At 60.9% G+C, this 20,300-nt stretch carries 15 protein-coding genes; 6 read left to right on the top strand and 9 right to left on the bottom strand.

Annotated elements, in window-relative coordinates; all coding sequences use genetic code 11:
* Nucleotides 1–22 precede the first annotated feature (22 nt).
* The 5 genes from J4G38_RS00910 to J4G38_RS00890 form a co-directional block, all read right to left on the bottom strand.
* Entirely contained in the window at nt 23–1,378 is a 1,356-nt protein-coding gene (locus J4G38_RS00910) for a Fic family protein (RefSeq protein ID WP_210514309.1), read from the bottom strand.
* A 142-nt stretch (nt 1,379–1,520) separates the two neighbouring features.
* Nucleotides 1,521–3,896 (bottom strand): hypothetical protein, encoded by a 2,376-nt coding sequence (locus tag J4G38_RS00905; RefSeq protein WP_210514307.1) that lies wholly within the window; start codon nt 3,894–3,896, stop codon nt 1,521–1,523.
* 76 nt (nt 3,897–3,972) lie between these two features.
* Entirely contained in the window at nt 3,973–5,157 is a 1,185-nt protein-coding gene (locus tag J4G38_RS00900) for a DUF4249 domain-containing protein (protein ID WP_210514305.1), read from the bottom strand.
* Nucleotides 5,158–7,884, bottom strand: a complete 2,727-nt coding sequence (locus J4G38_RS00895) for a TonB-dependent receptor (RefSeq protein ID WP_226163039.1) — start codon at nt 7,882–7,884, stop codon at nt 5,158–5,160.
* Nucleotides 7,885–7,974: 90 nt separating this feature from the next.
* Entirely contained in the window at nt 7,975–8,727 is a 753-nt protein-coding gene (locus J4G38_RS00890) for a hypothetical protein (protein WP_210514301.1), read from the bottom strand.
* A gap of 479 nt (nt 8,728–9,206) precedes the next feature.
* Here J4G38_RS00890 and J4G38_RS00885 point away from each other — a divergent pair, with 479 nt between their 5' ends.
* Both J4G38_RS00885 and J4G38_RS00880 read left to right on the top strand, forming a co-directional pair.
* Nucleotides 9,207–9,956, top strand: a complete 750-nt coding sequence (locus J4G38_RS00885; RefSeq protein ID WP_210514299.1) for a DUF4197 domain-containing protein — start codon at nt 9,207–9,209, stop codon at nt 9,954–9,956.
* 71 nt (nt 9,957–10,027) lie between these two features.
* Nucleotides 10,028–10,642 carry a 3'-5' exonuclease family protein gene (locus J4G38_RS00880; RefSeq protein WP_210514298.1) on the top strand — a complete coding sequence of 205 codons (615 nt, stop codon included), beginning with the start codon at nt 10,028–10,030 and terminating at the stop codon, nt 10,640–10,642.
* Here the strand turns inward: J4G38_RS00880 and J4G38_RS00875 are convergent.
* Nucleotides 10,639–11,358, bottom strand: coding sequence for a LytR/AlgR family response regulator transcription factor (locus tag J4G38_RS00875; RefSeq protein WP_210514296.1), 720 nt, complete (start codon nt 11,356–11,358; stop codon nt 10,639–10,641). The genes J4G38_RS00880 and J4G38_RS00875 overlap by 4 nt on opposite strands.
* Nucleotides 11,359–11,604: 246 nt before the next feature.
* Here J4G38_RS00875 and J4G38_RS00870 point away from each other — a divergent pair, with 246 nt between their 5' ends.
* Nucleotides 11,605–11,979, top strand: coding sequence for a hypothetical protein (locus tag J4G38_RS00870; protein WP_210514295.1), 375 nt, complete (start codon nt 11,605–11,607; stop codon nt 11,977–11,979).
* A 20-nt stretch (nt 11,980–11,999) separates the two neighbouring features.
* On the opposite strand, the gene J4G38_RS00865 is transcribed toward J4G38_RS00870, so the two are convergent.
* Nucleotides 12,000–13,388, bottom strand: a complete 1,389-nt coding sequence (locus tag J4G38_RS00865; RefSeq protein WP_210514293.1) for an FAD-dependent oxidoreductase — start codon at nt 13,386–13,388, stop codon at nt 12,000–12,002.
* A gap of 223 nt (nt 13,389–13,611) precedes the next feature.
* Here J4G38_RS00865 and J4G38_RS00860 point away from each other — a divergent pair, with 223 nt between their 5' ends.
* Together J4G38_RS00860 and J4G38_RS00855 are read left to right on the top strand one after the other, a co-directional pair.
* A complete protein-coding gene (locus J4G38_RS00860; RefSeq protein ID WP_210514292.1) occupies nt 13,612–13,869 on the top strand; it encodes a hypothetical protein in 258 nt (85 codons plus the stop codon).
* A 116-nt stretch (nt 13,870–13,985) separates the two neighbouring features.
* Entirely contained in the window at nt 13,986–16,748 is a 2,763-nt protein-coding gene (locus tag J4G38_RS00855) for a TonB-dependent receptor (protein ID WP_210514290.1), read from the top strand.
* 463 nt (nt 16,749–17,211) lie between these two features.
* Here the strand turns inward: J4G38_RS00855 and J4G38_RS00850 are convergent, their stop codons facing one another.
* Nucleotides 17,212–17,838: an alpha-ketoglutarate-dependent dioxygenase AlkB family protein gene (locus tag J4G38_RS00850; RefSeq protein ID WP_210514289.1), complete on the bottom strand. Its 627-nt coding sequence runs from the start codon at nt 17,836–17,838 to the stop codon at nt 17,212–17,214.
* Between the two features lie 126 nt (nt 17,839–17,964).
* On the opposite strand from J4G38_RS00850, the gene J4G38_RS00845 reads away from it, so the two are divergent.
* Nucleotides 17,965–19,593: an ArnT family glycosyltransferase gene (locus J4G38_RS00845; protein WP_210514287.1), complete on the top strand. Its 1,629-nt coding sequence runs from the start codon at nt 17,965–17,967 to the stop codon at nt 19,591–19,593.
* On the opposite strand, the gene J4G38_RS00840 is transcribed toward J4G38_RS00845, so the two are convergent.
* The gene (locus J4G38_RS00840) at nt 19,590–20,273 is read right to left on the bottom strand and encodes a hypothetical protein (protein ID WP_210514285.1); all 684 of its coding nucleotides are present in this window, start codon (nt 20,271–20,273) and stop codon (nt 19,590–19,592) included. The two genes, J4G38_RS00845 and J4G38_RS00840, sit on opposite strands and share 4 nt — an antisense overlap.
* Nucleotides 20,274–20,300 lie beyond the last annotated feature (27 nt).

Here is a 20,300-nt window from a genome sequence, read left to right as displayed (position 1 = left end):
GGTAGGGGTGTCGTATTGTACATCAATTGGTGGGACGTAGCCGAGTTATAGCTTCGTCAAAGCCCTCTGCGCGCATATACAACAAGCGTAATTTGCCTTCGCGGCGTTTGGTGAGAAGACCTAATTGTTCCAGGTGCATCAAATCAGTGCGAGCCGTTTCGTATACCAGACCAAACTTGGTTTGCACTTCCCTGATTGTCCAGATAGCATCCGGGTCGTTCATTAGCTCATGAACCAGTGTCATTTGCCGCTCATTAAGTCCATCTAATTGCCTGAAACTACGCAGTTGTTTTTTCTCAGCCACCTTGCGAGCGATATATTGTTGCAGACTGGTGAATGCAAGGTCTAAGGTCTTTACTTGGTAATTAATGAAATAGGTTAAATCGTTATCGTCGTTTTCTGTATGCAGATAGGCTTTGGCATACTGGGTCATTGACTTATGAATGATGCGCGAGATGGACATGTATTCTAACAGCCAATACCCTTTGCGCAGTAAATACCAATAGAAAACGGCACGTGCTGTCCGTCCGTTGCCATCGGCAAACGGATGGATGTAGCCGATAAAAAAATGGAGCATTGAAGCCCGAATAATTGGGTGGATGAATGCCCCTGGGGCATCCACACGAGCAGGTATTTCTTCGTTGGCAAATGCGCAAAACCAATCCAATAATCGGGATAGATGTTGCTGGTCTGGCGGAATGTGCACAACCTCGCCGGTAGTAAAATCCGTTACCCGCACCTCATCATTCAATCGGAACCGTCCTTCCTGGCCGGGGGCGTCCAGGGTGCCCTGGGTCATGCGGGCTTGTATCTGACAAAGAAGCGCAGGGGTTAGTAATTGGTCTTTTTGCTCTAGAATGAACTGAATTGTTTGGTAATTATTCACAATCATCTGTTCAGATTGATTGCGGGGCTTACGCTTTTTTCTAAGCATGTCCTTCGCCACTTCACGAGTAGTAGCGGCACCTTCCAATTGACTCGAAGCAATTGCTTCTTCCATAATGGAGCCTACCAGATAACGGTTTTTGTCGGCGGCCGGAATCAGACTATCGGCTCGCAGAATGCCTCCCATGTACAGGTCAAACCGATGTAGTTTCTCTACGGTTGGCTCAGTAATTTGATAGTGAAACCGGCAGCCGGGCACTCCAGAGATATCAAGCTCTCTTAAAGAACTGCGCCGAGTAAGCTTGAGGATAGTCCAAACTGGTTCCGGACTCAAACCGTCCGGTAACGGTTTTCTTTTTAATTCTGACCAGTACAGATACTCATAGTTAGCTTTCCGAATCAGTTGATTAACTGATTCATTAGAAAGGTATTGGCTTATCTTGTCGAAGCCGATTGCATCCAACGAAACTATTGGGGGTTGTTCAATATTCATACATTCACCAGAAGTTACAGATTATGACAGTTTCTGTAACTTCTGGTGAATGTATGATTTCTTTCCGGCATTCCCAAAACTTACAGAAACAAACAGTTTCTGTAAGTTTTGGGAATGGTCAACTTACGACGTAATAGCGCTTCTACAGCGCCGGCTTCACTTCCAGCACGAAGCTGGTGCTGCCCGCCAGCCCGGTGGCGGCCAGGCCCTGGAGCACTACCAGGTAGCGGCCGGCCTGGTCGCCGGTGTAGAAGTCCAGCGTGCTGGCCCCGGCGGCGGTCATGATTTCCGGGTTCCAGTACAGCAGGTTGCGCAGGTCGGGCAGGCGGCTTTGGGTGGCGGCGGGCGAGTCGTAGCGCGGGGCGTAGAACTCGCGCTGCCGCTGCACGCCCTCGTACTGCTGCACCAGCACCCGCGGGTCGAGCGGGAAGCCTTCCAGGTCGCCTTTGTACGTCGTAAAGTTCACAATGCCGTTGTAGACGGCCAGGCCGTGAAAGTAGCGGGCATCAATCACCTCCAGCTTCTGAATCTTCAACGGATTCATGGCCATCATTTTATTGATGTTGAACACCGGCACGCCGTCCAGCAGCACCATGGGGTTTTCCTGCAACACCGTTTTGTTAATCCTATCCACGACCAGCAGGTGAAAGCCGTCTTTGCGAATCCGGACAATTACGCCCGGTACGTATTCGCGCAGTACTTCTTCCAGCACTTTAAACCGAGTGTACTTGTCCAGCAAATACGTCTCGTCGGGCTTGCCGTAGAAGGCCATGCTGTCCGCCACCTCCGGCGTGTACCGGTTGCGGTACTTGCCGGCAAACACGTTCTGCACCTGGGCCTGCAAGTGCCGCTTCGCGTAGTCGCTCTGGAAGCGCGGCGTGAGGCCGAAAGAGGGCCGGGGCGCACTGGCAAAGCGCGGCGAGAACGGGTCGAGCACCGTCAGCTGGCAGGTGCTGTCCTGCGCGGGGTCGGTTTGCAGCATGATTTCCCGGGGGCCGGTTAAGGAACCCAGCTCAAACCGGACCATGCCCTGGGCATCACTCTGGGAATTGGTGAGCCGGGTAATGCGGCTGGGCGACGCCAGGTACGTCATCAGGGCCGGCCGGGGCTGGTGGGTGCTGGCGCTCGTTAGCTGGGCCTGTAGCACGGGGCCGTTGGGCTCCGGCAGGAAGTCGAACGGCTTGGGCGCCGCCAGCACGTCTTCCCACCGAAACCGGCTCCAGCCCTGCGTCAGCAGCAGGTTTTCGGTGGCTTCTTCGGCCTCGGGGCCGGTGGCGGTGAAGTAATAGTCGGGGTTCTCGACGTGACCCTTCAGGTCGGCCGTGAGCGCCAGGTAGCGGTCGATGGCCACCGCGGGCGCCGTGTTGAGCGAGTCGAGCCGGTACACGGCCATCGACAGGTTGGCCGCCAGCGGCGCCTGCTGGTGGGCGGTGCTCACCTGCACACTCACCTTGTCGCGCAGGGCATACTGTGGCTTATCGGCGCGGGCCGTAATGGCGAGCTGCTGCGTGGGCGGCCGGAAATACAGCCGCTCGCACACCGGCTTGTGGTCGGCCGTGAAGACGGTGAAGTGCGAAACGCCCTCCAGCAGCGTGGCTTTGTTGACGACGCAGGTGGCCTTGCCGCCCACGAGCTGCAGCCGGGTGGCCACGGCAATTTTCTGGCGCGCGTGGCCGAGCACGTACACGGTTTCGGGCTGCGTGCCGGTGGCGGTTACCGTCAGGGTCAGCTGGTCGGGGCTGGTGGTTTCCAGGTGCAGCACGTAGCCCTGCTCGTAAACGCGGGGCAGCGGCCGGGTCACCACCCGGTTTTTGCCTAGCGTGACCACCGCCGTGTAGATGTCCGGGCCCGGGGCCGGGGTCAGCAGGAAGCTGCCCAGGCCCAGCCGCAGCGTGCGGAAAGTGGCCACCACCGCACCGTTTTGGTTCAGCACCTTGCCTTCGGCGGCTACGCCCCGGCCGGCCTTGTCGGTGATTTTGAACGCCACCCGGCTGCGCAGCCCCCGAACGAGGTTGCCGCCTTCCGGGAAAAACTGGGCGTCGAACGCGGCCGAGTCCTTGCTGCCCGCGCCCGAAGCCACCGACGCATTAATCACCGTCACGGTGCTGTGGAAGTAGGCGTCGGGGCCGAAGTTTTTCATCCAGCTGGTGTAGGCCCGCACGGTGTAGCTGCCCGCCGCCAGCGCCCCCGGCAGCACAAACGAGCCCTGCCCGGTGGCGTGCTTCAGCGCCACTTTGCCTTGCAATACGGGTTGGTTGGCGGCATCCAGCACTTCCACGTAGGCCACGCTGCTCAGGGCGAGCGGCCGCGAGTGGGTGCCCTCCACGGCGTACACCTTGAACCACATGGTTTCGCCGCTCAGGTACACGGGCCGGTCGAGGTGCAGGAACAGCTTTTCGTGCGGGTCGCGCCGCTCGTGCTGCGCAAACTTGCGGGTGATGCCGTCCAGCGAATCGAGCGGCGCGGTCTGGCCCGCAACGGGGCCGGCGGCCAGCCACAGGCCTAAAAGCAGCCCCATGCAAGTTCCGGGTCCGGCTGAGCCCTGGCGCTGAAACGCCGCCATGTTGTTATAACGCATGATATTCACCAAAAAACTAAGGCCAGAAGCTCGGCTTAACCGAAGTGCCGCGCGTGCGGCAATCGATGCAGTCGCGCGACTTTGCGGTGTAGCCCTGAAGGTTGCCGGTCTGGCCGTATATGGGGTCGATGGGCAGAAAGGCACCCCCCGTAAAATGACTTTGCAGTATCGCCGCCGGGTTGGGCGTGGGAGGTTTGGGCCGGTCTATAAAAACGCTGTCGGGCGGCAGGCAGCTCTCGTAGCCATTCGGAACACGCCACGCGGCCGGCAAATCTGAGCGCCGAATAAAAATGCGTTGTTCCGTGAGCGAATGCGCCCCGATGAAGCCCAGGGCCAGGTCGCTGGGGGTGCTGAAACTGTGCACGTTGCCGGTAAGCTGGGCCGGTTGTGGGTCAAACAGCGTGCCGATGCTTTCCGTGTTTTTGCGCAGCAGTTCCCAGTAGGCGTATTCTTCCTTGGTCAGGGCATGTTGCTGCACCAGGATGCTGTATTGGCGGGACAAGCGGTCCGATGTAATTGGCAGCTGCCGCACCCGGTAATTGGCTACTACGTCCTGGCTTAGGGCCGTCGTCTTGTCAATTTGTACGATGGTGGAAGGCGCATTGCCCCAGCAGGTGGTCGGGAACGGCACCACGATGTCGCGCATCCGGTTGTTGACGTACTCCACCGAAGGGCTGTAAATCGGGTGAATCTCCCAGGTTTCAACGTATTCCCAGCGGTAGTACTGGGTGGCGCCGGTGGCGTCGTGGGCATTGACGTAAATATTCACCCCCGCATTGTCGGCCCGCCAGCTCACGTTGTCGATGGGTGGCGTCGTCTTCACGGGCACAAAATCCGAAACGTATTCTTTGCCCGTCAGCGTGTTGATGTGCAGCCGGTAGTTCCTGGTCGTATTCAGCGTGAGGGCTGCCGAGGCGTAGGTGCCGTTCACGCCTTCGCGCAGGGCGTAGCGCGTGCCCGCCTCGTCCTCAATGTTGAGCGTGGCCTTGGTTTCAACCGGCGGGGTGGCCCCCGAGGCAATGGCGTAGGTGTGCGAGAGCCGAATGGTGGTCACGCCCTGGCTGTTGAGGAAGCCGTCAACCACCAGGTAGTTCGGCGGCGAGGTGATGGCCGGGGGCAGGTACGGGTCCGTGCAGCCGGCCAGCAGCAGCGCCAGGCACCACAGCAAGGCTCGGCGGGCGGGGAAAAAGGGCGCGCTCATTTAGAATTTAAAATTATAAGTGACGGTCGGAATGGGGTTGCCAAAAATGGACAGCTGGTAGCCCTTGATTTGCCCGTTCACGGATTTGAAGTAGATGGAATAGGGGTTGCGGCGGCCGGTGAGGTTGTACACGCCCACCGTCCAGGAACTGTGGGCCAGCTTTTTCACCTTGTGGCTGCCCTCGATGTTCAGGGCCAGGTCGACGCGGTAGTAGTCGGGCACCCGGTACTCGTTGCGGTCCGAATAAAACACGCGCAGCGAGTTGCCCACGTAGTATTTGGCCAGCGGCAGCGTGATGGGCCGGCCGGTGCTGTAGGCCACGTTCAGCGAGGTGCTGAAGCGCCGGCTGAAGCGGTAGTTGCCCACCAGCGTGAAGTCGTGGGGCTTGTCGAAGTTGCTGGGGTAGTAGTTGCCGCCGTTCACCATGTCGGCGGTGGTGGCCGCGTTCACCTGCACCAGCGAGCGCGAGTAGGTGTAGCCCACCCAGCCGTTGAGCTTGCCGGTGAGCTTCTTCACGAAAAACTCCACGCCGTAGGCCCGGCCTTCAGCGTTGATGATGTCCGTCTCGATGTGGTGGTTGAGGACCAGCGTGGCGCCGCTTTTGTAGTCCACGAAGTCGTACAGCTTTTTATAGTAGGTCTCAACCGACGCCTCAATAGTATTGGATTTGAAATTGCGGTAGTAGCCCACCGACACCTGGTCACCGATTTGGGGCCGGATGTTGGCGTCGCTCAGTTTCCAGACATCGGTCGGCGACACGGAAGCCGTGTTCGACAGCTGGTGGATGTACTGGCGGGTGCGGGTGTAGCTGGCCTTCACCGACGACCTATCGTTCAGTGAATACCGCGCCGACAAGCGGTATTCCGGGCCGTGGTACGTGGCCAGCACCTTGTTGGAACCGTACTTAACCGTGTCGATAATGGTGGCTTCCGAGCGCGACTCGCCCGGCGCGTACTGGTACACCGAGCGCGGCCCCAGCGCCTGAAACAGCGAGTAGCGCAAGCCCGCCGACACCGAAAAGCGGGGCGTAATATCGAACCGGTCCGACACGTACAGGGCGCTTTCCAGGGCTTTTTCCTGGGGCAGAATGTCGGTTTTTACCAGCGAGGCGGTACCCAGCGGCGTGAAGCTGCCGGGCGAGATATTATACAGCAGCGAGCTCACCCCAAAGTCCACGGTGTGCCGCGAATTGGGGAAATAGCTGAAGTCCGCCTTCAGGCCCTCCTGATTGATGGCGTATTTCAGCTGCGAGGCCGTCACCTCGTTTTGCTGGCTCGTCACGTCGTAGTCGTAGTGGCTGTAGGTGCCCGTGAGCACGCCGTAGAACTGGTTGGTGAAATTGTGCCGCCACTTCACGCTGGCGTTTTGATTGGTGTAGTGGTAGGTGGTGTCGCTGGCCAGCCGGAACTTATCCGAGCTGAAATACCCGGTGGCGTAGATGGAATTCTTCTCGTTGATTTCGTGGCTGATGTGGGCCGTGATGTCGTAGAAAGCGGCCGAGCTTTGCGAGAAGTTCTTGTCGGACAGCTGCTTCAGAATCCAGTCGGAGTAGCTGGCGCGGCCGCTTATAATGAAGGAGCTTTTGTCCTTCACCAGCGGCCCTTCCAGCGTGAGGCGGCTGGTGAGCGGCCCGATGCCGCCCGCGCCGCCAAACTTTTTCTTGTTGCCCTCCCGCGTGGTAATGTCCAGCACCGACGACAGCCGCCCGCCGTACTTGGCCGGAATGGCGCTTTTGTACAGCTCCACGCCCTGCAGGATGTCGGGGTTGAACGCCGAAAAGAAGCCAAACAAGTGCGCCGGATTGTAAATAGTGGCGTCGTTAAACAGAATCAGGTTCTGGTCCGTCGCGCCGCCGCGCACGTTGAGGCCGGTGCTGCCTTCGCCCACCGTTTTCACGCCCGGCAGCGTCATGATAACCCGCAGAATATCGGTCTCGCCAAAGGCCGTGGGCACCTGGCGCATGGTCTTGATATCCAGCTTCTCCAGGCCCATTTGCATGCCCGACACGTTCTTGTCCTTCTCGGCCTCAATCACCACCTCCTTCAGCGTCACGATGTCCTCTTCCACCTCAATCTCCAGCTTGCCATCGCCCCGTAGCACCACCTGGCGCCTGGTGTTTTTGATGCCCAGGCCCCGGATTTTCAGGTCGTAGCGTCCCGCCGGCAGGGTGAGCGAAAAGTAGCCAAACTGGTCGGTGGTGGCCCCAATGTTGGGCGACTCGCTGTAGATGGAGGCGCCAATCACCGGCTCGCCGGATTTTTGCTCGCGGATGTGGCCGGCCAGCGTGGCCCGCCCGCTGCCGCTGCCCGCCCCAATGTCATAGATTTTATACTCCGAAGCACTCACGTAGCGCGAGCGGCCCACCGGCCCGGTAGCAGTGGGCTCGTCGGCCTGCGCCACCGCGGGGCCGTCCGCCCGGGGCTGGAAAAAATCGTTGGGCAAGGCCGTGTTCGGGGCCAGCCCCGCCGACACGAACACGCGGTGCTCGTCGTCAATGGCGAAGCGGAACGCCGTGTTGCGCAGCGCCTGGTACAGCACCGTGGCCACTGGCTGCTCCTGCACCTGCAGCGTCACGAAAAGGCTGTCCACGGCGGCAGGGTCAAAGTAGAGCCGGTAGCTCGATTGGGCCTCCAGCTGGCGGGCAAACTCCTCGAAAGGCAAGTGGGAAAACGTGCCGCTGATGGTTTTCTCGGCCTGCTGCCCGGCGCTGGTAAGGCACAGCAGCATGAAAAACAACGCACAAAAAGCGGTATAAGCCTGCTTCATATAGTGGAAAGGACGACGGAAAGGATATCGGAACCCGAGAGCGGCAGGCCTTTAGCGCGGGGGCAGGCTGCAATAATAAGTAGCCAGCTGGACAATGGAAGCCTCCCGTTTAGCCTTATTAAATTTCAATTTGCGCTCCTGAAGATACTTCTGCATCTCCTTGCTGCGGTCGGCCAGCAGGTGCAGGGCCGAGGATTTGCTGGCCACGGGATAATACCGGCCCTCCTTTTTGATAAACAGCCTGTCGTTTGGCACGAATTCGACCGCAATGTACTGCTGAACAATGTGTTCCTGCAGGCGCTTGGCGCGCTTGGCTACCACCTGCACGGTGCTGTCGAGCAGGAGTTCATAAAAGCCCGTGCCAATAACATTACTCGTCGACCTATCGGCTACCAGCCGGACAAAGCGGTGGTCGGCGATGGAAAAAGCGCGCACCCGCTCGTTGATGAGCCGCAACGCCAGCGGACTGTTCGCGGGCGAAAGCACCACTTGGTCGAGCACCACATCATAGGCCAGGCGCACTCCGGGGAAGGTATAGCCGTTGTAATCCACGCTGCCAAGCTGCTTCTCGGGCCACATAAAAAACTGGAATCCGTTGCGTTCCCGATAATTCTTGGCGTAGTCGGCGTATTCGGGGCCGTTGAACAACTGCGGGAGCCCGTTGAAGGAACGCCCGTACTGCTGCTGCGCCGCCACCACGGCTACCGATACGTCGGCCTCCGGCGCGGCCAATTGGCTAAAAGCAGACGGACTAAGCGCGAGCAGGCAAAACAAAACAGCCGCAACAGTGCGCAAAAATTTCATGGCGGTAGAAATACTTCGGACAATAATAATTCGCTAATCTAAGCCTTGCACTTAAATAAGTTAGAAAAGTGCTGGCTTAGGTGGCCGATTAACGCTCGTTCCCAGGAAAACAATACGTGAGTTCTTGATGAAGGCGAAGGGCGCGCAATAAGTGCATTGTGGGGTGAGCGCGGCCGTGAGGCGGTTACAATAAGCAAAAATGGCACCGCCAGTCTGCGCTCACGCGGCTTGCTAAGCAAGCAGTGCAGACCCCGATGCGGCCGTGTAGCCGCCGGTGCTGCCCAGCCGATGAATGAGGACTGCCGGTCGCCGGGTGCCACCCGGTGGTCGATAACGTTGGGCGGGAAAGGGCCTCGCGGCTAGGTTTGCGCAGAGCTGGCCCCGCATTTGCCTATAGTGGGGCCTGGGCCCCGCGCCGGCCGAAGCGGCGTTTGCGTCGCGGGCCCCGCAATCTTCCTGCTAACCCTTGATTTTACGTGATGACTAAGCGCTTTCTCCTGATTTTACTGACCCTGTCGGCCTTCTCGCTGTCCGCCTCCGCGCAGTTTACGTTGCCGAAAATTGGCAACATCAAGCTGCCAACGTTGGGCAAAACGGCTACTGGCAGCACCACGACCCCCAGCGGCGTGAGCAACACCGAAGCCACTAACGGCCTCAAAGAAGCACTCATCCAAGGCATCAGCAAAGGGGCCGACCAGGCCTCGCAGAAGGACGGCTTCAACCTGAACTCCTTTATCCACATTCCTTTTCCGCCTGATGCCCAGCGCGTGGCCACTACGCTGCGCAGCATTGGGCTGGGCAGCCAGGTCGATGCCTTTGAGCTGTCGCTGAACCGGGGGGCCGAGGACGCGGCGAAGAGCGCCAAGCCCATTTTTCTGAACGCCATCAAAAGCCTCACGTTCACGGATGTGTGGAATATTCTGACCGGCCAGAAGGATGCCGCCACTCAGTACCTGAAGCGCACCACCACCGGCCAGCTCAGCACCGCGTTTCAGCCCATCATCCAGCAAAGCCTCGATAAAGTGGGGGCCACGCGCTACTACACCACCCTCAGCAGCAGCTACAACCGCATTCCGCTGGTGCAGCCCGTGCAAACCGACCTGAACCAGTACGCCACCGGCAAAGCCATCGACGGGCTGTTCACGCTCATCGCCCAGGAGGAAGCCAACATTCGCGAGAACCCCGTGGCCCGCACCACCGCGCTGCTGAAAAAAGTGTTTGGCGGCTGAGTTGAGCCGGCGCGAGGCCGGTCGGTTGGCTCGACGCGGCGGTGTGTGGCGCCCGCCCGTACACTCGTTCCATGCGCTACCTTTCTCTCGACCTCGAAACCTCCGGCTCCAACCCGCTCCGCCACCAGATTCTGGAGCTGGCGGCCGTCATCGAAGACTCCCGCCACCCGCTGCCGCTGGCCGAGCTGCCCGCTTTCCGGCGCGTGGTGCGCCACCCGGAGTATGCCGGCACGGCCGGCGCCATTGCTCTCAATGCGCGGTTATTTCAGGAGCTGGCCCAAAAAACGCCCAACCCCGAGCTGTGCGGCCCGGCCGAGCTGCTGCCCCAGCTACGCGAATTCCTGCTGGCCCACCACTTCCGGCCCGATAAAAAAGACTGCGTGGCCGTGACCATGGCCGGCAAGAACATCGCCGTCTTCGACCTGGGCTTTCTTCAGCAATTGCCCGGCTACGGCACCCTCGTGCGCGCCGAGCCCGCCATGCTCGACCCGGCCGCGTTCTACCTCAACTGGCGCAAAGACTCGCGCCTGCCCACCATGAGCATCTGCAAGGCCCGCGCCCGTTTCGACGACCGCGAAGTGGCGCACGAAGCCCTGGCCGATGCCCTGGACGTAGTGCGCCTGCTGCGGCCGTTCTACGAGCTGCCGGTTTACCAACAGGTGAACGAGGCCGGCCCCGAGCGCTAAATCCGCTGCAGGCTCTTGTAAAATCCGTCCTGGTACGACTTCCCAATGGGCACAAAATGGCCGCCTTGCAGGTTGGCCGTGTTGTCTTCGATGGACTCGATGTGCTGGGTATTGAGCAGGTAGCTGCGGTGCACCCGCACGAAATTCGGGAACAGGCTAAGGCGGTTTTCCAGGGCCTTGAGCGTGGTGTACACGATGTATTTGTGCTTGGGCGTGACGATGTTGACGTAGTCCGACAGGGCCTCGACGTACAGCACTTCGTCGAAATTGATGCGCACCATCCGGCTGTTCACCTTCACGAACAGGTCGGCATTGACGGGGGCGTCGGCGGGGCTGGGCGCGGCCGGAGCAGCCGCGGCGGGCCGGCGGGACTGCACCCGTTGCACGGCCTGCGTGAAGCGGGCAAAATCGAAGGGCTTGACCAGGTAATCGGTCACGCGCAGCTCAAAGGCGTCGACGGCAAAATCCTGGCGGGCCGTGGTGATAATAACTTCGGGCGGGTTCGTGAGCACCCGCAGCAGCTCCAGGCCGCTGAGGTGGGGCATCTCAATATCCAGAAACAGAATATCAACCTTGTTGCCTTCGCGGAAAAACGTAAGGCCGGCAATGCCATCAGCCAGCGAGGCCATCAGCTTGAGGTTGGGCGTCAGCTCAACGTAGTGTTCCAGAGTCAGACGATTAATCTCGTCATCATCGATAATGGCACAAGTTAACATAGTAAAATAGCGAGCGTGAGTAGTGTGCGAAGGAGAATAGCAAATAGGTTTTTCATTCGCCGGTATAAAGTAACCACTCGCGGGGCAAAACACGACAGTCAGCCAAAAAATATCATTTCTCGAAGAAGTGCCAATTAGCTTTCAGGTGCGTAAAACCCCTATTATTTAACTGTTTTAAAGGCTTCTGCTTCTGCTGCTCGAATAATGGCAGTGGCTTGGTTTCCTGTAGTGGCAATATGGCTGCTTTTGAGTGCTTTAGGTGCGCAGGCCCGTTCTGGCCCCAAGCCCCTGACGGCTGCCCAGGCGGAAGCTCGCAACGAAACCGCCGCCCCCGGCTTTTCCGGGCGAGTGCGCGAAGCCTGGCGCATCACCAGCTTTCTGGCCGATGCCCCGGTGCTCAGCAACGTTCAGTGGCATGCCGTGCAAGCCCATGCCGTGGCCCAGCACCAAGCCTTAGCGCTGGCCATCACCGCAGCAGATGCTGCCCAGGCACAGCGCCAGTACCTGAAAGTCGTGCAAAATGTGCTGGCCACCAGTCAGTTGGCGGATTATGGCGCTCTGCGCCGGCAACTGGCCGGCACCATGCTGCCGCTCGGCGGTTTTGAGCTAGCCGCGCGTTAGCAAGCGGGCTTGGACGCGCCTCACGCCGCCGTGGCAGCTCCCGCCATTTCCTGTTGCACCAACTCCTGCACAGCGGGCTGGTCGAAATCGGCTTCGGTTTGAATGTGAGGCATGAGGCGGGCCATGATGGCATCCTGGCGTTGGCCGGCGGCCCAGGCCTCGGCGTAGGGCGTGTGCGAGAACGTGACCTGCGAGTACAGCGGCGTCCAGCGGCCGGGAAACTGGGCCGCGATTTTGGCCTCAATCTTCTTCTGGAGCAGGAAGCGCGGGTCGGCCACGCGGTCGCGCATCTCGGTAAAGTTGTAGAGCGCGAGGTCGGCCATGGCGTCGGTGTTGGGCTTGCGCTGGGTTTGGAACTCGGCAAAGATGGCGGGCCAGTTTGCGTCGCCGTGCTGGTCGAGCAGCTCGTTGAGCACGCTGCAATCTTCGAAGCCGGCATTCATGCCCTGCCCGTAGAACGGCACGATGGCGTGCGAGGCATCGCCGAGCAGCAGCACGTCATCATCGTACTTCCAGGGGAAGCACTTGATGGTGACGAGCGAGCCCGTGGGATGCGCGAAAAACTCCTCCGTCAGGGCGGGCATCAGCGGCACGGCATCGGGAAAGACGCGGGTGAAAAAAGCCGTGACATCGGCCGGCGTTGGCAGCGCGGCAAAGCTCTCCTCGCCTTCATACGGGAAAAACAGCGTGCAGTTGAACGAGCCGTCGAGGTTGGGCAGCGCAATCATCAGGTACTGCCCGCGCGGCCAGATGTGCAGGGCGTTTTTCTCCAGCTGCCACGCGCCCCCGGGCCCGGCCGCGATGGTCAACTCCTTATAGCCGTACTCCAGGTAGTCCTGCGAGTAGTCGTAGCGGTCGGTTTTCTGCAAGGCTCCGCGCACGGCCGAAAAGGCGCCATCGGTACCAAACAGGCGGGTGTAAGGCTCGGTATGCTCCTGGTGAGTGGCCGAATCGAGCAGGTGCAGGTGCTGCTTGCGCAGGTCGATGCCCAGGCACTGCCGGCCAAAGTGGAGGCGCACGTTGGGCTGGGCCTCGGCCAGGTCGAGCAGGCGGCGGTTGAGGTGGCCGCGGTTGACGGAGTAGATGGCCTGGTCGGCCTGGCCGTAGGGTTGGCGGGTGAGGTTGCCGTGCACATCGTGCATCACGCGGCCGGTCATCGCAATGCCCACCTGGCGGATGTCATCGCCCACCCCCACACCTTCCAGCGCTCGCCAGCCGCGGTCCGACAGGGCTAAGTTGATGGAGCGGCCTTCCTGAAAACCGGCCCGCCGTGGGTCGGCGCGCCGCTCAAAAACCTGCACGGAATGCCCGCGTCGGGCCAGGTACAACGACAGGAGGGAGCCGACCAGGCCGGCGCCCATTACGGTCAGCGGTGCATCGGTGGGCGAAGGAAGGGCAGTTGTTGGCATGAGGCGTAAGCGGGGAAACGGGAATCGGAGCACACAGCCGCGAAGCTACTACTGCGCTTAGGGATTAGCTGCCGTCGCAAAAAAGTCTAGCCACGTCCATTCAAAATCTCATGAGGGCATACGTTTGCACTTATCGAGTAATTTGTATAATTAGTCGTGAAAAAAGCGAGTAAGGCAACCGCTACCGGACCTTTGACGAATTAGAACTAAACTACTTTTAGCCATGACCCATTTTCGATTTCGCTACAAACAAATTGGCTACATGCGGTGGCGCTGCCGTGCTGCCCGCCGACGTGCTACCCTGCTGGTGCTGCCCATGGCCGCCGCTGCCCGGTACGCGTCTGCTATGGCGCCCTGGCGTCGCACGGCACCGGTATTCGTATCCATCATGCCGGTGGCCGCCGTGTTGCGAGTCGGCGATTTTGTGGTGAGTGAAGAAGGTGACTCCCAGCTGTCAGGCCACCCGGGTATTAGATACTAACTAATTATTATTCAATAAATTTCATTGCACTAGAATATGTAGCTTAACGGCTGAGTGTTTCGCAGAATGCGGAGAAAAAATAGTAGGTTTGCAGACTATTTTTTACTCTTTAGCGTATGCGTCACATTTACATCTGCATTATTTTATGCCTGCTGCTGCCGTTGAGCAGCTGGGCGCAGGGCCCTCAAACCATCAGCGGAACCGTGCAGACGGAGGCTGGTATGCCGCTGCCGGGAGCCACCGTATTCTTTAAAGGAACCTACACGGGCGGCAGCACCAACGAAGAAGGACAGTTTCAGATAAAATCGGATTTTTCCAAGGGTGCACTGGTTTTATCCGTGTCGTTTATTGGGTATGAAACCCAGGAGCTGCCGTTGAGCCAGCCCGATAATGCCCTCATTGTCACGCTCCGTCCCAGTGCCGTGCTCGACCAGGTGGTGGTGGCAGCCTCCCGCGTGGAGGAAAGTATTGGCCAGGTGCCCGTGACGGTGGAAAAGCTCAGCCAGCGCCAGGTGGAGCAAATCACCACGCCCGACCTGGTGGCCGGCCTGGGCCGCTTCAAAGGCATCGACGTGAGCAGCTCCAGCATGCTCACCACCAGCTTCAGCACGCGCGGCTTCAACTCCTCGCGCTCGGAGCGGGTCATTCAGCTGGCCGATTACATGGACACACAGATTCCCAGCCTGAGCAGCTACTTTGGTAACCTGCTGGGTACGCCGGTGCTGGACGTGGCGAGCGTGGAAATCGTGCACGGTCCGGCCTCGGCCCTCTACGGGGCCAACGCTTTTAACGGCGTGCTGCTCACCAACTCGAAAGACCCCTTCAAAGACCCCGGCCTGACGGTGCGCCTGCGCGGCGGCAACCGCAACCTGCTGGACGGCCAGCTGCGCTACGCCACAAAAATCGGCGAGCGGGTGGCCTTCAAAATCTCCGGCGGCGCCACGGTGGCCAACGATTTCATTGCCGATAATAAGGACGCAACTTCTAGCCTGATTGAGCCCGGCAATAATGCCGCCGGCTCGAACCTGGGCTACGACGCGGTGAGCCGCTACGGCGACGTGGGAGCCTTCACCTTTGGGACAACTTTTACCAACCCGGCCACCGGCGCAACGGTACAGACGCCGAGTTCTTTGGTGGGCAAAACCCTGTTTCTGCCCGGCTACACGGAGCAGGACCTGATTGCCACCGACAATAAAACCCACTCCTATAAGGTTGCGCCAAGCCTGGCCGTGCTGCTCACCAGCAGTATCAAAGCAACGGTAGACTACAAGTACACTCAGGCCAACACGACGTACCAAAGCGCCAGCCGCTACCGGTTTGTGAACAGTGGCGCCCACCAGGGTCGCGTGCAGGTGGAAGGCCGCAACTGGTTTGTGCGTGCCTTCACCACCCATGACTTTTCGGGGGGGCGCGACCCGCAGACGGACGGTTCCTACAACCTGGGTTTCCTGGGCGGTTTTCTGCAAAACCAGCTGGTGCCGGGTTCCGCTACCACCACCTACGGCCAGCGCTACGTGGGTACTTACCTGGGCACTCTGGCCGGCAACCTGAACGCCGGCCAGCCGGTGGATGCGGCCACGCAGGCCGCCCTCACCGCCGCCGCCCCAATGCAGCTGCAGCCCGGCACGGCGGATTTTGACGTGGCCCGCAACCAGCTCATTCACAACCCGACGCCGGGCCAGGGCGCCCGTCTGATTATCCGCTCCATTCTGAACGAAGGCAGCGGCCAGTACACCTATAATAACAACTTCGCCGACCTGACCGTGGGCGGGGCCTACCGCCAGTTTCTGCTGGGCTCCGACGGCAGCCTGTTTGAAGACACCAGGGACGGCGGCCGCATTACGAACTACGAGTACGGCGCCTACGCCCAGGCCAGCAAAACCCTGCTCGACGACCACCTGAAACTGGCGGCCGCCGGCCGCGTCGACCGGTTCCAGAACTTCGGCACGGCGTTTTCGCCCCGCGCCTCGGTCGTGTACTCGCTGGGGCCGGACAAGCTTCAGAACTTCCGCGCCAGTTTCAGCCGCGCTTTCCGCGCCCCTACCCAGAACGACCAGTACATCAAGCTCGACGTAGGCCGGGCCATTCTGCTGGGCAACGTGCGCGGCGGCTTCCAGGGCTACTCACCGGCCCTGGCCAGCCAGCTGCCGGGCATTCTGGCGCCCACCCGCACCACTGACCTCGCTGGCTATGAGTATAATGCCGCTTCGCTCAAGCTGGAAGAAGTGAATAGCTACGAAGTGGGCTACCGCGCCCAGCTGGTCAAGAAGTTGTACGTCGACATCGACTACTTCTATAACGTGTACAACAACTTCATCGCCACCCAAAACTTCATCGGCAACACCGACGGCAGCCGCCCCACTGCTTCGCAAATTGGGGCCGCAGCTGGCGGGCGCTTTCAGAGCGCGGCTTTCCCCACCCGCGTTATCCAGATTGCGGCCAACGTCGACCAGCGCGTGCAGAGCCAGGGCGCGGGCATCACGCTGAGCTACGCCTTCGCGCCGGCCCTCACGGTGAGCGCCAACTACAGCTACAACGACCTGGTCACGAAGGATTTCAAAACCGGCACGCAGTCGTTCTTCAACACGCCGCGCCACAAGTTCAACCTCGGCCTCGACGGCCTGCTCCTGGACCGCACGCTGAGCTACAACCTTAACTACCGCTGGGTCGATGCCTTCCTCTACGAGTCGACCTTTGCCACCGGCACCGTGCCCACGGCCCAAACCCTGGATGCGCAGGTGGGCTACACGCTCAAAAGCCTGCACACCACGCTGCAAGCTGGCGCTACCAACCTCTTCGACTCGCCCAACCTGCAAGTGTACGGCGCGCCCAGCTACGGCCGCCTCGGCTACTTCGGCCTGTTGTTCGACATCAAGTAAACAGAGAAAAACGACCACCAAGAATCCCCGGCCAGCAGGTGGCCGGGGATTTTTTTGTGCCCTGAATACCAGGCCTGTTACCTTTGATAATGGCTCCGATGCGGGTGAAAAACTCCGGAGCGGACGTACAGGATTTCCGCAGAAACGGGGCGCGGTCTGCCTTGGTACGCTACTTGTAATTGGGTAACTGCCGTGGCTTCAAAGCGCTGGCTGCCGTTGAGTTAACCTTAGCCATTTTTCTATTCATGTTTCGAATCGCCCGCTTTCGTCGGCCTAAACAACCGCCCATCTCGCCCCTGCCGGAGCAGCCCCCAGCCGAAGGGCCTCCGGCAGCCGAGCATACACTGATGGAGCTGACAAACAGACTTCCCGAGTACGTAACCGTGGCGAATTTCCGGGTGGGTAGCTACGAAGTGGGCGCGGGTTTCTGTCCTCACTTACACGGTCATCCCGGCATTTGCTACTAGCGGGCGGGCCCGCCGCTCGCGGCCGCCACCCACCGGAACGTTAGGTTGAGCCGGGCCCCCACGGGCCGCGCAGTTTTGGGCAGGGCGTGCTGCCAGTGCCGCTGGGTAGGGCCCCGCATGAGCAGCAGGCTGCCGCTGGGCAAGTCGAGGCCGAACGGTGGGTGGACCAGCCCGGCGCCGGGCCGGGCCCGACAGGGCCGCAGCCGAAAGCGCCGCGTAGCCCCGAGGCTGAGCGATGCAATTGCGGGAGCCGGCCCCAGCTCCGGCTCGTCGTCCGAATGCCAGCCCATGCTGTCGCGGCCGTCGCGGTAGTAGTTCAGCAGCACGCTATTGAACCGGGCGCTGGTGGCGGTTTCGATGCGCTGGCGCAGGATGAGCAGCAGGGGCGTCCAGGGCTGCGGCTCCCAGGCCAGGCCGGAGTAGGCATAGCGCGCCGCCGGGTCGCCGTGCCACGCCGTCAGGCGGGGCTGGGGAATTTCCTGCCCAAAAATGCGGATGGCCCGCTGCTCCCAGGCAATGCCGGCGATGAGCTGCGCGAGGATGATATCCGCTTCGGGAGCTGATAAAAAAACGGGGTCGAACAGCAAGTCGGCCTGGGGCAGGAGCAGGGGCTGAAGCGGCATAAAGCGCGGGATAGTAGTTGCCGAAGGCGGCCGGTACCAGCTAATACCCCACCGGCGCGGCTTGGTTTACCTTTGCGCCCGCGGCTGGGCCGCCCCACCGTGAGCCGCGCAATGCCCTTTCCCCGTTTGCGAACCTATTTAGGCGAGTTTTTTTCAGGCCGCCAGCGCGCCTTCTACGTCCGCGGCTACTTCGCCCTGCTGCTGCTCGTGGGCTTGCTGTGTTTTCGGGATTACGGCGTGTCGTGGGACGAGGAGGTGCTGCGAAGCAATGCCATGGTAAGTGCCAAGTACATTGCCGGCATGGTGGCCCCGGCCTGGACGGCCCGGCAGCCCAAGTTCGCCACCGTGCACGCCATCGAAGGCAACCGCGACAACGACCACGGCGTGCTGTTTGAGCTGCCAGTGGTGGTGCTGGCCAAAGTGCTGGGCGTGAACGACTCGCGAGACTATTATCTGCTGCGCCATTTGGCGGTTTTTCTGGTTTTTGCCGGAGGCGTATGGGCGCTCTATCGGCTGGGCAGCCGCTACCTGCGCAGCTGGCGCTGGGGCCTGCTGGTCAGTTTCGGGCTGGTGCTTTCGCCCAGGTTCTTTGCCGAATCCTTTTACAACGGCACCGACATCGTGTTTCTGGCGCTGTTCACGCTCGGAGCTTACACCCTGACGCGGCTGCTGCGCCGGCCCTCCCTGGCGCGGGCGGCGGTGCACGGCCTGGCCACGGCTGCCGCCGTAGATGTACGGATTCTGGGGGTATTGCTGGTGGCTTTAACCGTCGGAATGCTGCTGCTGGAAAGCGGTTTTGGCGCGACTGGCCGACCACGCCGCTGGTTGCTTGCGCGCGCGCTGGCAGTGTATCTGACCGTGCTGCCGGTGGCCGTAGTAGCGGGCTGGCCCTACCTATGGGCCGCGCCGGTGCAGCACTTCGGCGATGCATTGTTGCGCTTCAGCCGCTATACCGCCTGGGATGGCCACATGCTGTACCTGGGCCGCATTATTGCCGCCCGGCAGCTGCCGTGGCACTACGCGCCGGTCTGGATTTTTGTCACCACGCCCCTGGCGTACACGGCGGCGTTTTTGCTGGGCGTGGGCGGCGTGCTGGTGGCACTGCTGCGGCGGCCAATTGCGCACCTGCGCACGTTCGAGGGCCGGCTCGACGTGCTGATATTGGGCTGGTTTAGCTTGCCCATTTTGCTGGTAATCGGGCTGCATTCGGTGATTTACGACGGCTGGCGGCACCTGTACTTCGTGTATCCGGCGCTGCTGCTGCTGGCGGGCCGGGGGGCGCAGCTGCTGTGGCACGCGGGCCGGCGCGGGGTTCTGTTGCGCCGGCTGGCCGTCGCCGCTGCCGTGGTGGCGGGCCTCGAAATGGCTTACACCGCCGGGCGCATGGTGGGCGCGCACCCGCAGGAGCAAGTGTACTTCTCATTTTTGCCACCGGGCACGGCCGGGCGGCTGTTTGAGTGCGACTACTGGGGCCTGTCGTACCGCCAGGGCCTGGAGTGGATTGCCCGGCATGATTCTGCGCCGGTGCTCGGCGTGGCCGCCCCCAACGACGGGCTGATTGAAAAGAACCTGGCCCTCGTGAGGCGGCCCGATCGGCTGCGGTTCCGGTTGGTGGGCGCGGCCAGGGCCCGCTATTATCTCAGCGCCTACCGCACCCATCCGGCACCGTACCCGGACAGCATCGGCCGCGAGATATACCGCGTGCGGGCCTATGGCCTGCGCGTGCTCTCGGTGTTTCGGCGGCCCGGCCGCTAGCGCGGCATCATCTTCTCAAACTGCTGCTGAACTTCTTTCGGCTGCTGCTTCAACAGGTTGGGCTGCTGCTTCAGTAGGTACTGCACGCTCCAGATAATGAGCATGCAGATTACTACGGGCACCAGGATGCTGCGACTCCGGAAAGCCGTGGTCCCGATGTAGCGCGGCCAGACCCACAGCACGTAAATCAGCGCGGCCGAGAGGTTGAGCAGCATGGCTCCCCAAATCGGGTTGAGCCCCACCCACGTCACCAGGGCTGACCCCAAAAAGGAGTACGCGAGAATAAAAACGGCCAGCCCCAGGGTGGCCTGCTTTTTCCCGAGCCGGTACAGGTTCATGCACATCAGCACGCCCCCAATCACCATCGTCAGGATGGAAAACAGCACGACGGTGACGGGCGAATAGAGCGCCGGGCCCGCGGCAGCTACCGCGACGGGGTCGGCGGCCAGGGAGGTTTGCTGGCGCTCGGCTTCGGCGGCATCGTCGAGGGTGCGCTGGGCGGCGGCGGCTACCTCCAGGTCGGGGCGCAGGGTGGCTTCTTCGGGGGCGGGCTGCCCACGGCGGCGCAGCTCGTCGAAGGCGGCCAGCACGGCAGCCTCGCGGTACTGAATATGGCCGGTCACGTATTCGCGCAGGGCCGCGTCCGTCTTGAGCAGCATCTTGGCGGCGTAATCTTCCATTGGGCAGGTCAGTTAACAGTTAACAGT

The sequence above is a fragment of the Hymenobacter terricola genome (genome assembly GCF_017921975.2).
GTDB classification, from domain to species: Bacteria; Bacteroidota; Bacteroidia; order Cytophagales; family Hymenobacteraceae; genus Hymenobacter; species Hymenobacter terricola.
The sequence above is the reverse complement of the archived record's forward strand: the minus strand, read 5'-3'. Positions and strand labels throughout refer to the sequence as shown.